This window comes from Paenibacillus sp. ACRSA, assembly GCF_022346845.1.
Taxonomy (GTDB): domain Bacteria; phylum Bacillota; class Bacilli; order Paenibacillales; family Paenibacillaceae; genus Paenibacillus.
This window is the reverse complement of record NZ_JAKRNP010000001.1, coordinates 86,807-100,810: the sequence shown is the minus strand read 5'-3', so window position 1 is coordinate 100,810 and position 14,004 is coordinate 86,807. Positions and strand designations below refer to the sequence as shown.

Genomic DNA, 14,004 nt, shown 5'->3' with positions numbered 1-14,004 from the left:
GATTGGTTTAGAATGGGTTCGAAATGTCTTGCTTCAATGTGTCATCGCTGGTCCACCATGGTCTGTACCGTCCTTCGTCACACGGAGAACCCCAGATGCCCCTTTGGCAACATGGTTGAATTGGTGCGTTACAATAGGATAATCGCCTTCTTCGGTTACCGTAAATTCGACGACAGCACCTCCGCTGGCGGGTAGCATAACGGTCTGTATGCCGTATTGAATATTGCGTGGATTGCCGTCTGTGTAGACACGATCCATAATGGTACCGACAATATGGAAGGATGAGACTTCGTTTGGCCCAACATTACTTACATAGATTCGAACTGTATCACCAACTTGGGCTAGTAAAGGCTGTTCTTTTAGCCCATAGTCATTGCCATTAAATACAACATAATTAGGTTCTGCATTCATAAAAGCATCATAGTCGTGTTCTTTGTACCACTCGCTCTGAACCAAGGTATATTCCCGATCTACCAGATGATCAGAAGGATATCCCGCCTTCGGTTCAACAATAATCATGCCATACATGCCGTTCGCAATATGAGCGAGAACGGGTTGCGTTCCGCAGTGATACATGAATACACCAGGGGAGGATGTAGGATATGTGAATGTTCCTGCCTCACCGGGCATTACATCAATAAATTTGCTGCTCGGTGCAGCATGCACAGCATGAAAATCCATGGAATGAGGCATGCTGGCATCTTTATTTTTCAAAGTGAAAATTAGTGTATCTCCTTCAGTTACTCGTAGGACTGGGCCAGGTACGGTTCCGTTGAATGTCCAAGCATTGTACATAACGCCTTTGGAAATTTCGATATCGGTGACTTGAGCAGTCATCTCAATGTATACGTTCGTCCCTTCGCGTCTAATTATTGGATCGACAGGTTCTTGACTGATTCGAGTTGTCGTTTCTACAGTGTGATGATCAGGCTTGACGGAGTCTGAACTACAGTGGGCGAGAGTAGCTGTGAAAATGACAAATACCAACGACAATTTCATTACATGGAGTATAGAGAACATGGGAACACGACCTTATCTTAGGATGTGTCTCAAAACGCTCTGAAGTGCATCTTTCACCACCTTTTCGCCCCGTGCCGCGTCAGTTCTCCTTGACGTGCCTCGGCACGCCTGCAGAAACCTTCCTTGCTTGGAACAAAAATCCGGCGAAATCTGCGTCCTTCGGAGTTCTCAGACGCATTCTAGTGATTTAATTCACAAAATTTGAAGTATTATCTTTCTTTTATATATAGATTACATAAATGCAATCAGGACGGGTGTGATACGAAACACACTTGAGTCATAGAAAGAGAAAAAGTTGAAATAGAAGAGGGCGTTTCTTGTACTACGTAGCTGAGTTACATATAATTTAGAATGAGAATTGGTGAAAGGTGGAAGTGAAATGAAACGTTTCGAAGATGAAGGTGCATATAAGTACAATTTTTATTATCTACTTCATCGGGGGAAGCAGATCGACGTTAAATGTAAGGAATGTGGTGGGCATGCGGTTATTTCTAAGTCAGATGATCGGTTGGTGTGGGCGTGTTCCAATTGTTATGCTCAAGGTGCGGAAGAACCAAACTATCGTTATGATGCCAAGGGAAGTTGTGTCTTATGTGAACGATGGTTCAATGTGCAAGTCACGGATGAGAAAAGAACACCTCATCAATCAGCGCATGTGGAATGCCCACATTGTGGTAAAGTCAATCAAGCTCTGTTGTATCGTCGAGAGACACATCGAGGGTATTATCCAGAAATTCGGGAAGGGCGAGAATCGATCTTTGGTATGGAGCTGTACTTTCTCGATCAGGTAAGAGGCAAGCACGTCTGGGCAGTCAATCGCGAGCATTTGAATTATCTCATTGCTTATGTCTCTGCAGATTTGCGAGTGAAACCTGCCAATTCGCCTATGAAAACGGCCTCGCATGCGATCCCTGCTTATATGAAAAATGCTAAGAATCGAGAGCAGGTTGTTCGAACACTAACGAAGCTGCAGTATAAAACAGGATAACTTGCAAGAGATATTGTGGTGGAGGTTTACTAATGAAAAAAAGAGTATCACTGTCTATTTTTGTTTTTATTTTTGCTATGTTATGTATTCCAGCATTTTTTATCATGCAAAGTTATGGTGTTTTTCAGAAAGAGAAAGTGCTGTCAGATTATGCCTTAGCTATTGAAGTGAACGGCAAATCTTATGCAACTTGGCCACTAATTAATGGTTATGCTGCGATGGACAAAGCTGAGGAGAACCGTCAATTTTACTATCGTATTGATGCAAGTGGTCTTCAAAATTTGTTTCAATTAGCCTACCAAGAATATGAGATTGAGCCGAATGATACAAACCCTTATTTGGCGGGACAAATAAACTATTCATCTGACGCAATGAATTATGTCAATGAAGAGCAGCAATATCTCAATGCCAATGACTTCATACCTATAGTGAAGGTGTTCAATCACGATGGTCAACTGATCTATACATATGAAAAAACAGGCAAAGGCGATGGCAAACTGGTTCAGTCCATTATTCATCAAGGCATGACCCGATCGAACGGCAATGGAAGCAGTAAGGCAGCCCGTGACCCGTATCTTAATATAACGGCGTTGTTCCGGGATCAACTTCATATTGATGTTCAATTAACAGTGGATGAGGAACGTAAGATTGTTTCCATTCGTATGCATAAACCGGAGGCGAGATCATGAATGAATTAGGAGTACAACAAGGGCCAGCCTATCTCGAGGGGTTGGTACTGACTTTGAAGAAGGAACAAGCTCATGAAGTTGAGTGGAATGGAAAAGTCCAAACGCCAGATGGTCATGACAAGTTTCATATTTTTTATTATGGTGACTTGATCGATGATGATCTGATAAGTTGGCATGATTCGACACCATTACTTGTATATGCAGAGCATACTGTAACTGGAGAACGTTATCTGTTATTTGATGCTGCCAAACATGGATATGATGCCATGCTATGTGAGACGTATGCTGAGGATAAACTTATAAATAGGCCTTTGCGTCCTTATCTGGACGTAGAAGGAGAGGATATTTTTGAAGTGTACTTAACCGCCTACTATAATGTTCCATATGATGATGAGTTTGGGGAAGATGTTCATGAAGATGGAACCTATGAACTGATTACGGGAGAACACATGAATTTTGAGTTAGTCAAGCGTAATGGATATGATGCGTTTGCCATTCAAATTACAAACCGCAAAGGGGTCTCAACGGAGATTGTTCAGGAAGAATTGGCATGAGGAACGTTATTACGTGAATAGCATGATCTGATGATAGGGAGATGTATCATATGTACATTGTATCTCAAGCAATGAAGCCTTTATCTGCTGAAGAACTGAATCATTTCGAAGAACAACATAACATCTCATTACCTTCATCCTATCGCAGATGGCTTGAGCAATATGGAGAGGGTACTTACACTGGCTGGATGAATATACAGCGACCCGATCAAGACGTGCTAGCTCCTTTTGTTGAGTATGACTTCTGGATTCATACGGAAGAGACACCAATAAGTCAGCACCAACTGCAGGAATGCGTTAGTATCGGAAGTTCAGTGGATGGAGACTTCTTGGCAGTTCACCCTCAGGTCGAGGGATTGCTTTGGCTTCCGCGTCATGATGAACATATCACGTTGTGGGCTTGTGAGGGTGCAGAATTAAGTGAGCTGTTGGATCGTATATACTGTGGTTATTATGAACAAGACAAGCCATTAACTCCGCATTATTATGAACCATGGAATGAATTACGGCACCACACATTTTATCATCTTGAGGATGGTGAGCAAGGTAATTCCTTATTGGAATTGGCGCAATGCTGTAAAAAGGAGTTCAAATGGAATGCTGTAGTGGAGAATGAGCATAGATGTATGTTATTTATGGCATCTATTGGTGGTTATCTGCGCTTTAATTATGCCTATGGTAGAGAAGTTGCTATGTTCTATGAAGAAACAGGTGCGGTAGGTGAGGGTAGAGACCACGAGCTGCATTTGTTCTTAATTGCACATCATTGTCGCCCTATTCCTATAGGCGGAGTGGAGGAATGATCATTTGAATTGGTTAGATGAGAAGATTGCACAGCAGTGGCGTCAAGAAGGTAGACGATATGCACAACTTGTAAATGAATTTGTACGCAAAAGTACGGCTGGTGAGAATCCAGATGAATCTGAGCTTGAGAATGATGATCGATCCAGTCTTAGTACTGAAGTCTGGGAGATGGTAAAACAGGCTAATGCGCAAGGGGATGTGCTACGTCTACGATCTGAATTGCCTCCTGCTTCATGGCCTATGAGTGAACAATTTCAGTCTGTGATGCAGGCCGTGCAAGTTGTTGGATTTATTGCGCAAGATGGCATTGTATTTAATATTGGGGCTCATACGCAGAACGGCGTTGTATACACCGCAGATTCACAAGGACTAGTTGCATCTCCTCATTATCATTTTGCGGGATGCTCCCCGAATGGCATTGATTATGCATTAGCGGATGAAGCAGTTATTCGAATCATTCGAAGCCCTGATCGTCAGCTACAAGGCCAAGAGCTTGCTATGTATCGTTGGGAAGATATTCAGTCTAGCCTTCATAACGCGCTGCCTCAGATCGAGTCACTGGCGGATTGCGAATATCCTGAACGTTCACTTATAGAGCTAATTCCATTCAACGAGGGACAATCTCTTCTTATTTTGTCCACATATGGTGTTCATCTCATTGAACAATCTCAAGTATCCCTGCTGCATCCTGATCCGTCGGAGATTCAAGAATATGAATTGGAAGATACTCAAATCGACATGGGTCATGCGGCAGTTTCAGAGGATGGTCGCTGGATTGCCTTTGGCAGTCAGGTAAGTAACCACATGCTCCTGGATCGGCAACAGAATCATACGTATTCGTTATATCCGGAATTGAGTTACCCGCATCATGCTATCTTCACCAAAGATAATCGTAGCGTTTGGTTTAATTCATGTCACTTTTATAATGGTGTTACGATCCAGATTAAACTGGACGAGGTAGAGGTCAATGAGAAGAAAGAAGATTGGCCTATTATGGATGAAAATGCACGTGTGTATGCCTCTGCGGAGACTCACCAAGGCATTGTGATTGGAGATGCATATGGTTATCTGCGTTGTGTGGATAATCAGGGACAGGAAGTATGGCGTCATTTTGTAGGTGGTACGATCTCGTCCATCGTGGTATCGCCTGATCAATCCAAGCTTGCAGTAGGTACATACAGTGGCATGCTGCATATCCTTGATTTAACTTCAAAAGCAATGGACGAATACGGCATTGGCACAGGCACGATTCGTGAACGCGAGCGGTATGTGTTATGGCGAGGAGAAGAACCGCTGCGCTGGTAGGACGAAGAAGGAGGACTTCTGTTGAAATTAGATGTACATTCTAGGATCGACGGGTTAATGGATGCTTTGCATCAATTGTTAGATGTTAAAGTGGTGGATGAAGAGATTAATGAATTGTACCAACAGTATAAACAGATCGATGGTGCCTCCAAGCAGAGTTTGGAGGCATTTGAAGCGGATTTTAGTATTAAGTTTCCTGCGGATTTTCGTGCATTTTATAAACGTAAAAATGGCAGTGGTTACGGATTTCATATGTTGTATCCTGGGGATGCAGAGGAACAGCGGAGTATTCCATTTTATCTAATGTCCTTGGATGAAATTCGTGAGACCAAACAATACTTTTGTGAAGTGGATGAAAAGTTGGAGGAATTTTACTCTGAGGAAGAGATTCGCAAGCTTGACCCTGAGATCAAACCGTTTTTATTCCATAAACAATGGATACCCTTTGCAACGATGGCAGATGGTTCACTGTACATCATGCTGGATTTTGATCCCACCGAGAAGGGTAAGTATGGTCAGATTATTATGTATGTGCATGATCCGGATTTTGTCTATTATCTTCACGAATCATTCGAAGAACTGTTTGAAGCTTCCAATCGCAATCTCAATGTGAAGGAAGAAATTGATTATTAACGAACAAGACAGGAGCTACATCGTGTAGCAGCCCCTGTCTGTGAGCGATCGGTTATTTTACCACTGGAAGAAGCGGTGACCGTGAAATCCTCCGCCCGATCCTCCACCATGAGGACCCCCTGGGTAGCCACCGCCTGGTCCCCCACCATGAGGACCCCCTGGGTAGCCGCCGCCTGGTCCTCCACCGTGAGGACCACCCGGATAGCCGCCACCTGGATAACCACCGTGCCACCATGGGCCGCCTCCGATTGGATAAGGGAGCGGAATGGGGAAGAAGGGTGGGTACGGATAAGGATATGGATAAGGTGGCGGCGGAGTTGGTGGATAATAAGGATAAGGATACCCTGTAGGTGCAGGGTACTGAACAGAGCGTGGATCGTATGCCATGTTTTGTGCCTCCCAATACTCAAATGATGATATCAGCCTATGCCTGAGTGCATGCTCATGACACTAAATAAATTTCAGTACGAGCAAAAAAAATGGAGGAGGAATTGAATGACAACTGTATCCCTATATACCGATCCAAGAGAAACTACCTATGATCAAATCATTGATGAATTAATAGAGAAGACCGATCGCTTCTTGATCGTAGATCGAGGGTATGCAATAGATGATCCTCCTAAACGGGTTGCTCAAGTTTTAGAACAATTGGAGCCCTATCTAATTGAAGTTTTCACATTGAATGAGGCCATGGTAAGAGAGCGTTCCATGCACAATAGTAAGATAGATAGTCATGCGATGTACTCCAGCGGCAGTTATTACATATATTCATGCTCCCCAGAATCTGGGCAGGTACTTAAGCAAGAGGCTACTCGATTTGGAGATTGGTTGTATCCGTCATTACCTGATGATCTCTGTTTTCTTAAAGAAGATGGTAGCGATTACTTCTATACCGTAGCACATGAGGGAATGTATGGCATGGGAATTACGGAGGAAGAAGCGAGCGAGTTAATGGAGCGCATACCTGGATTATTTTGCAAATTACAAAGGCATGAGCAGTTTGATTGCTTCCTAGATGACGCCATTCAACACCAGACGGATCGTCTAAATATTACCGGTTATCTATTATCCGAAATTCCAGATCGCATTCGTGAGCTCAGACAATTGAAGGAACTCGAAGTTTTTGAACAACATGTGAGTGAGCTGCCCCCGGCATTCTTCGAACTGACCGCACTAGAGAAGTTGACCATTATGACGGCAGATCTGAAGGGCATCCCGCAAGATATTGGGAAGCTTACTCAGCTCAAGGAGCTTACCATTTATGGTGGCAGTGCATTTCATGTCGAACCTGGATGGAAGCCCAAGCCTAAGGATGAACTGGAGCTAAGACATTTACCTGCTGAGATTGGTAATCTGACAGAGTTAGTGAGTTTGAGCATAGGTTATTCAGGTATTCGGGAGCTGCCTCCAGAGCTTGAGAATCTCAAGAAGCTGAAGTGGCTAAATATCACCAATAGTCTGATTGAAGGAACCCCTGACGTTGTGTCTCGGATGCACTGGTTAGAACATGTGAGCTTGAGTGGACATTCTCTCGGTCTGAGTGAGGAAGCTCTGCTGACAGAAGAAGAAATAGAGTAACATAACTACCCTCTGATAGACGTGTTCTATTCAGAGGGTTTTGTCGTTTCTATTCAACGGAGAGAATTGGGCTCACGAATATAGGCTGATGACATAAGCTGGCGTATAGGTTTTCACCTAACCGTAGAATGAAGGGCAGGCGTTAAATGTTGGCAACCTCTAATATGGATTACACGTCACCGAACACTGAATTCACTTATGATGTAAACCGAAATTTACTATTTAAGAAAGACGAACAAAATTATATTAATTCCCTCTCCATTCAACAGTTAAATACCCTCGGGAATACCTCATTGTTAGATATTTTTCTCAGTACGGGCAATGTGGTGGAGCCTCATATTCATCAGAACGCAACTGAACTGGTCTATTGTATTCGCGGGGCAGCCGTTGTCTCCCTCATCAATCCATTTACGAACGAATTGTTGAATTTTCCGATTACTCCCGGTCAAGTGGCGAATGTACCGCAAGGCTGGTGGCACTACGAAGTTGCGACTGTAGATGATACACACTTACTGGCGATCTTTGATGCACCTGTGCCTGAAGCTATTTTTGGCTCAGATATTCTACGCCTTACACCTCCGAGTGTACTTGCTCATACGTATTGTCTAGATGAGGCACAAGTCCAGGCAACCTTGGCTCCAATCCAGAAGACCGTATTTATTGGCCCACCCGCAGATTGCGTAGGTGATGTCTCTACCTCTTCCAACCCTGTATGCCAACCGAACAACCAACCAAACAACCCACCCCACGTAAATGTCCAGCCTTATGTCCAATTACAGACTTCCCTTCAGGGAGAGCATTCGTACGGAGATGCTGTGAACCCAGCATATGAACATCTGCCCCATGCGTCTTATATGTTGCCGACTTCGAACTATACGCCATATACGATGCAACGGCAGTTGATAGGTAATGGTTGGAGGTACTGACGTAAGAGCTGAAGTGAGAACCAAAGTAACATTCGCTTAGTTTCGATAAGTGAATGTTACTTATGTTGGACAAGTTGTGTCACAAAAGTGCGTGCATTGATTGTTATATAAGTGTAGTTCAAGGAGGTGAGCTTTTTGGCAAGAGTAGTGAATGACCAGCAAACCAAGGTAGAATTGGCGATTGAATCAGTAAAGGTTGGAGATCGGCAAGCCTATGAAATAATCATTCATCAATTCGAGCGACCGATGTACACGTATTGTTACTATATTTTGAAAAATCACGCGGAAACCGAAGATGCGGTGCAGGAAATTTTTATCCGTGCTTATGAGCATCTGCACCAATATCGAAAACAAACTACTTTTTCTGCATGGTTGTACAAGCTGGCTTATCACCATCTCATGAATATTAAAAAAAAGCAGAGCCGTTGGTTGAATTTAATCCATCGTCACAAGGAGCAAGAATTGGTTGTTGAAGTTTCGCATTATGCGAGCATGATTGATGAGCTGCTTACTTATCTGACACCCGAAGAACGGCACATTTTATTACTTCGCGCTGTGGAGCAATATAGCTTCGAAGAAATCAGCGACATTATGGATATCAAATCAGCAACACTTCGCAAAAAATATGAACGGCTCAGACACAAGCTGTTGGATCATGAGCCTAAGGGAGAGGTAGCCAGTGGCGCATTCATCAGATAAAACGGAACGCAATGAATTGAATGAACTTGAACAGTGGATTCGGCAATCTGGTGTATCTGGACCTAGCATGAGTGATCGAATTATGAACAGGATCGGTGAAAGAGAATTGAAAAGACAACTATGGAGGGTGAAATGTATGAGAAAAACGATTGTTGCTGCAACAACCGTGGTTGTACTGGGAGCAGGAATTGCGGGAACAGGATTCATATCTCCGGTGATGGCTTCCACGTTACAGCATATTCCACTCGTTGGCAGTATATTTTCTGGCATGACTGAGGAAGGATTGAAGACAGCACTGGAACAGGGAGTTGTAACCAGCCCTAATGTAAGCTTGACTCACGATGGAGTGACTCTTCAAGTAACTGACCTATTATTTGATGGCACTCGGTTATCATTTGCGATTGAGAGAAAGGGAGATCAGATGCCTGCTCAAGTGTTCTCACCTTATATCCCGATGGATGCACAAACTATAAACGATGACAATGAGTGGGTTAAATCTCATCAAGTTCCTAACGAACAACAAACGAGAGGTTATGTAGCGACCCCAGTTGTTCTTATCAATGGCGAGCCAATCCAATTTGACGAGTCTTCGATCGGAGATGATCCATTTCGTACGAATGTGTTAATGGCTGAGTATACCAAAGGATTATCGCTACCTGACTCATTTGAATTGACAATTAGAACATCGGTGACTCAGATAAGCGAACCATTTGAATTTAAAATTCCAGTTGAAATTGACAAAAATCTGCTAGTAATCAAGCCAGAAGCAACTCAATCAAACGGGCAGTTTAGTTATACAGTCTCAAGCCTGGAGTTTACATCGGCTACCACGCGTTTAGTACTCGACAGTTAGGGCGAAGTACCTGCAACTGCGGAGCAATCGGGCGAGTATGCACCAACGATGATGTATTATGACCTTGTGGATGATGAAGGTAACATCATTAATCAGAAAAGGTTGAGTTTCTTCCACAGTATACCTAAGTCCCAATATCATGTGAATGAGCTGTACGATGCCCTTGAACGTCTGCCGAAGTTTATCACGATCAAACCCTATACCTTCACGGTTAAACCTGCTGATTGGAGTATCGTTGGTGAGTCCAAAGGGGCTGATGGTAAAGTGGTATATGAGAATAAAACGTATATCCAAGATCTAGAGATGACCATACCGGTTCAGCCTTAATATAAAAATAATATGAGAATCTTGTCACAGATTTAGCTCTTCATTTGTCTTCAGGTTGTACACCAATTTACGGAGGCGAATGACATGGAATTAAGATTGAACTATAGAAAAGTGAACCCAAGTGCGTATAAAGCGATGATGGCACTTGAACAGTATGTATCTGGTCAAATAGAGGACAAAGTTTTATACGAGTTGCTAAAAATCCGAGTGTCTCAAATGAATGGTTGTTCCTTTTGCCTAGATATGCACGCTAAAGACCTGTTAAAATTGGGGGATTATGCAGATCATATTCTGCTCTTAAGTGTATGGCGCGAAGTGCCTTTGTTTACAGAAAAAGAACGTGTTATGCTGGAGCTTGCTGAAACGGTGACTGAGATTTCTCATCTAGGTGTGCCAACAGAGCTGATTAATAAAGTCCGAGAACACTTCAGTGAAGCAGAACTAGTGGATCTCATCATGGCAATAAATACAATTAATAGCTGGAACCGAATTGCAATTACAACCGGAATGTACCCAGGATGTTTTAATTAAAACGAGATACTTGAATATTGAAACCATCCGCCAGAGGAGGCCGTTCATATGAATTCCAATCCACTCCCCAATGAACCAGAAGTGTCCTCTCTGGAAGTTGGTGAACTGTATTCACGTTACAAATCATATGCATTCGCAGTCGCGTATCGTATGCTTGGCAGTGTTGTTGAGGCCGAAGACATTGTGCAGGATTGTTTCACTGGCCTTCAAAGTCAACCTTCCGCGGTAATTCATAATCCCAAGTCGTATATAGCCAAACTCGTGGTGAATCGGAGCTTAAATGTGTTGAATTCTGCTCGCAATCAACGCGAAAGTTATATTGGAGAATGGTTACCCGAACCACTTTCGGATCTGGGAACCGGCTTAGAAATGGCAGTGGAGCAGAAAGAGATGATCTCATACGCATACCTCGTTATGTTAGAGTGTCTTTCGCCAATAGAGCGTGCGGTTTTTGTACTTCGTGAGGCATTCCAGTACGACTATCAGACCATTGCAGATTGGCTTGGTAAAAGTGAAAGCAACTGCCGTCAGATTTTCAGCCGTGCGAAGCGAAATTTACCACAGGATCTATCCTCTGTGATGAGAGTACAGACAACGAACAAGGCTCAAGAGCAGATGGTTGCACGTTTTACTACTGCTTTTCTCAATTATGATGTTCATGCAATGATGGAAATGCTCGCTGAAGAGCCTGTGTTTACTGCGGATGGCGGTGGACGTGTGCATACAGTCATGAGATCGATGAAGGTTTACAAAGGTGTACTGGCACTGCTCACTTCGCGCAGAGTGCTGACTCGTTTACGTTCACGACAATGGGTTCCCGCACGAATAAATGGAGAGCTACAGTTAGCTTTACTGGACGATGGACAAATAACAGAAGTGCTGTGTCTGGAGCTTGACTCGAATGGAGAACGGATTAGGGGAGTGTACCTGATGGTGAATCCGGACAAGCTGAGGTCGATTGTTGTGAAGGTGCATGAAATATAGCATGGTAGCATATTGCCTTGGAAGTTCGTATGTGAACTCGAAGAAAGCGGCAACTTACTCATTGGAGTGGAGTTTATGCCGCTTTTTTTTGTACATCAAACCATGCCTAGTTAATCTGGAGAATATCGATTCAGAATGGATTCTATCGTAGCTTGGATGTCAGGCGTAAGCCTGTCATTATGTTGTTCCAGAAGAGACAGCACCTGCTCTAAACTATCGAGTATCGCGCTAGTAGCGTTAGGTTCCCGTTTCGCCAAAGCTTTGTCATATGCCTGTTTCACTTCGGGGATTAATGTGCGGATCTCATCCTCCGTGAACCAGTCGTAAGCTGGTGTATTATCACTTCCATAGAATAAATAGTGTACGTCGAAATATAACAATTGCTCTACCGTTGTCGTGCGGCTGGATTGTGGGTATGAATTCAAAAAGGCCTCCATTGCTAATGTGCGCTGGATGAGTTCGCCCCAAGGGATGATGAGGGCAGCATCTGAGGTGGTAGCCTGATTCGATTCGGCAGCCATGATATTAATATATGCAGCGATGTCGGAAGTTACGTAAGGTTGAAGTTTTTTGTAAGCTTCATAATTAATAATCGGATAATAAATGCCTTCACTAGTCTCGAGTTTGTAACCGAGATCAGAAGCTTCCTGTAATAACTTACGGGTCGCTGGGTCTTTGATCTCTTTGAGCAAGCTGCTGTAAGTCAGTTTCTTATCATATCCTATATTTTCATGCGCTTCTGAGATAGCCGTTTGCACAGGCACAGTGTATATTTTCTCATCGATTTCCGCCAATTTAATATTCTGAACCGATTCCAGTTGCATCGTCATCAAGGTAGCCTGCCTTGTATTAACCTCATGTACATGATTTAGCAGATATTTACGTGCCTGAATTAGACTGGCTGATGACTTCACGGCATTTTTCCAATACTTCTGGAACTGATGGTATACTGCTTTGGAATCTGGGACGGGTGCTGCCCATGCGGCTTGTGGAGTAGACAGTACTGCACCCACCGTGGTACATCCTAAAGTTAGCGCAAGAATACCCAGTTTAATTGAAGCGTTTAATTTCATTCTAATACCTCCGATGATGAAAATTGTGTAAACGAATAACAAGATTTTTGTGTATGGAAACCTTAGGGGGAGCAAATCTTCAAGCAGTGCTTAAGGTTTTCTCTGATTAAACCAGTTTTTGGTAAACCAATCAAGTGCGTACTCTTTATACCTGCGATCTCGTTTCTGAAAAGAGACAAAAGAGCAGCCCTCGGACAACCTTAGAGGTTGTGTGGACTGCTCTTTCGTTATTTGTACTATTATTTTTTGATTATTTAATTATTTATCTATTTATTGGAGTGGTGCGTTGTTACTACGAGGCATCTGTGGAGCCCCACTTGCAGGTACATAAGTTTGAAGCATCTGCTGCGTATCGTTTGCATTAAGTTGTGGCACTTGATAGTAACCACGTTGGTTCTGATACATAAAAATCTCATAAGCCATTTCAACAAATTGCTGTACCTGAGATGCAACTACGCGTCGTACCGTTGGGTTAGTAATTTCAGAGGAAGACATCGCCAGCAATGAAGCATGAGATTTAATTAGACCTAACATGTGACTACTAATTCCAGCATCTTTCACATCTGCGAGGGACTGACTGGGTTTCTTCGGTGCAGACGGCTTAAGTCCATACACAGGCGGAGTCATATTAGGAATCATATAGGTCGCTGTCTCTTGGGAAGGTTTGTGTCCTGTAGCAAAGCATTCTGCGGTCAAGTTGTACTGTGACAACATAAAGTTGTACTGGCGATCCAAAATATCGAGCAATTCGGTATCCAATACAAATGTTCTGAAGATCATGTACTGATCTAAAACATTAATAGCACAGGTTAACACTTCATGCACATCAAACAATTCATGTCCGCCATGGTTCAATGGAGGGATAAACCCTGGGTTAGCATGATTTGTAGGATTAATTTGATTTTGATTCATGTGAATTTAATTCTCCTTTGGGAAATGGTATGATTCTATTATGTTTATTTCCATCCAAATTATGTATTGTAGGAGGAATCATAATCATTGTTGGAAGAGTTATGAAATTTTAGTTGAATGTCAAGTGG

Annotated in this window: 17 protein-coding genes; 13 read left to right on the top strand and 4 right to left on the bottom strand. The window is 43.0% G+C overall.

The window, feature by feature from the left end; translation table 11 throughout:
* Nucleotides 1–33: 33 nt before the first annotated feature.
* Nucleotides 34–1,020: a multicopper oxidase domain-containing protein gene (locus MH215_RS00465; RefSeq protein WP_239287040.1), complete on the bottom strand. Its 987-nt coding sequence runs from the start codon at nt 1,018–1,020 to the stop codon at nt 34–36.
* 379 nt (nt 1,021–1,399) lie between these two features.
* On the opposite strand from MH215_RS00465, the gene MH215_RS00460 reads away from it, so the two are divergent.
* Genes MH215_RS00460 through MH215_RS00435 form a run of 6 tightly spaced genes read left to right on the top strand, consistent with a single transcriptional unit; the run spans nt 1,400 to nt 5,993 of the window.
* Nucleotides 1,400–2,008 carry a hypothetical protein gene (locus MH215_RS00460; protein ID WP_239287039.1) on the top strand — a complete coding sequence of 203 codons (609 nt, stop codon included), beginning with the start codon at nt 1,400–1,402 and terminating at the stop codon, nt 2,006–2,008.
* 32 nt (nt 2,009–2,040) lie between these two features.
* The gene (locus MH215_RS00455; RefSeq protein WP_239287038.1) at nt 2,041–2,697 is read left to right on the top strand and encodes a hypothetical protein; all 657 of its coding nucleotides are present in this window, start codon (nt 2,041–2,043) and stop codon (nt 2,695–2,697) included.
* Nucleotides 2,694–3,251, top strand: a complete 558-nt coding sequence (locus MH215_RS00450) for a hypothetical protein (protein WP_239287037.1) — start codon at nt 2,694–2,696, stop codon at nt 3,249–3,251. Before MH215_RS00455 ends, MH215_RS00450 begins: the two co-directional genes overlap by 4 nt.
* 50 nt (nt 3,252–3,301) lie before the next feature.
* Nucleotides 3,302–4,054, top strand: coding sequence for an SMI1/KNR4 family protein (locus tag MH215_RS00445; RefSeq protein WP_239287036.1), 753 nt, complete (start codon nt 3,302–3,304; stop codon nt 4,052–4,054).
* A gap of 4 nt (nt 4,055–4,058) precedes the next feature.
* Nucleotides 4,059–5,360 carry a hypothetical protein gene (locus tag MH215_RS00440; RefSeq protein ID WP_239287035.1) on the top strand — a complete coding sequence of 434 codons (1,302 nt, stop codon included), beginning with the start codon at nt 4,059–4,061 and terminating at the stop codon, nt 5,358–5,360.
* 21 nt (nt 5,361–5,381) lie between these two features.
* Entirely contained in the window at nt 5,382–5,993 is a 612-nt protein-coding gene (locus MH215_RS00435) for an SMI1/KNR4 family protein (protein WP_239287034.1), read from the top strand.
* A 57-nt stretch (nt 5,994–6,050) separates the two neighbouring features.
* Here MH215_RS00435 and MH215_RS00430 read toward each other — a convergent pair whose 3' ends face one another.
* Nucleotides 6,051–6,380, bottom strand: a complete 330-nt coding sequence (locus tag MH215_RS00430) for a hypothetical protein (protein WP_239287033.1) — start codon at nt 6,378–6,380, stop codon at nt 6,051–6,053.
* A 108-nt stretch (nt 6,381–6,488) separates the two neighbouring features.
* On the opposite strand from MH215_RS00430, the gene MH215_RS00425 reads away from it, so the two are divergent.
* From MH215_RS00425 to MH215_RS00395, 7 genes are all read left to right on the top strand, one after another.
* Nucleotides 6,489–7,571 carry a leucine-rich repeat domain-containing protein gene (locus tag MH215_RS00425; RefSeq protein WP_239287032.1) on the top strand — a complete coding sequence of 361 codons (1,083 nt, stop codon included), beginning with the start codon at nt 6,489–6,491 and terminating at the stop codon, nt 7,569–7,571.
* A gap of 149 nt (nt 7,572–7,720) precedes the next feature.
* Nucleotides 7,721–8,497: a cupin domain-containing protein gene (locus tag MH215_RS00420; protein ID WP_239288638.1), complete on the top strand. Its 777-nt coding sequence runs from the start codon at nt 7,721–7,723 to the stop codon at nt 8,495–8,497.
* 135 nt (nt 8,498–8,632) lie between these two features.
* Nucleotides 8,633–9,196 carry an RNA polymerase sigma factor gene (locus tag MH215_RS00415; protein WP_239287031.1) on the top strand — a complete coding sequence of 188 codons (564 nt, stop codon included), beginning with the start codon at nt 8,633–8,635 and terminating at the stop codon, nt 9,194–9,196.
* Complete coding sequence (locus MH215_RS00410; RefSeq protein ID WP_239287030.1) at nt 9,177–10,049, top strand: DUF4179 domain-containing protein; 873 nt, start codon at nt 9,177–9,179, stop codon at nt 10,047–10,049. Before MH215_RS00415 ends, MH215_RS00410 begins: the two co-directional genes overlap by 20 nt.
* Before the next feature lie 48 nt (nt 10,050–10,097).
* The gene (locus MH215_RS00405; RefSeq protein WP_239287029.1) at nt 10,098–10,376 is read left to right on the top strand and encodes a DUF5643 domain-containing protein; all 279 of its coding nucleotides are present in this window, start codon (nt 10,098–10,100) and stop codon (nt 10,374–10,376) included.
* Nucleotides 10,377–10,460: 84 nt separating this feature from the next.
* Entirely contained in the window at nt 10,461–10,907 is a 447-nt protein-coding gene (locus MH215_RS00400; RefSeq protein WP_239287028.1) for a carboxymuconolactone decarboxylase family protein, read from the top strand.
* 48 nt (nt 10,908–10,955) lie between these two features.
* On the top strand, nt 10,956–11,891 hold the full coding sequence (locus tag MH215_RS00395) for a sigma-70 family RNA polymerase sigma factor (protein ID WP_239287027.1): 936 nt from the start codon (nt 10,956–10,958) through the stop codon (nt 11,889–11,891).
* A gap of 110 nt (nt 11,892–12,001) precedes the next feature.
* Here the strand turns inward: MH215_RS00395 and MH215_RS00390 are convergent, their stop codons facing one another.
* Nucleotides 12,002–12,964, bottom strand: a complete 963-nt coding sequence (locus MH215_RS00390) for a hypothetical protein (protein WP_239287026.1) — start codon at nt 12,962–12,964, stop codon at nt 12,002–12,004.
* A gap of 270 nt (nt 12,965–13,234) precedes the next feature.
* Complete coding sequence (locus MH215_RS00385; RefSeq protein WP_239287025.1) at nt 13,235–13,876, bottom strand: spore coat protein; 642 nt, start codon at nt 13,874–13,876, stop codon at nt 13,235–13,237.
* Nucleotides 13,877–14,004: the final 128 nt, after the last annotated feature.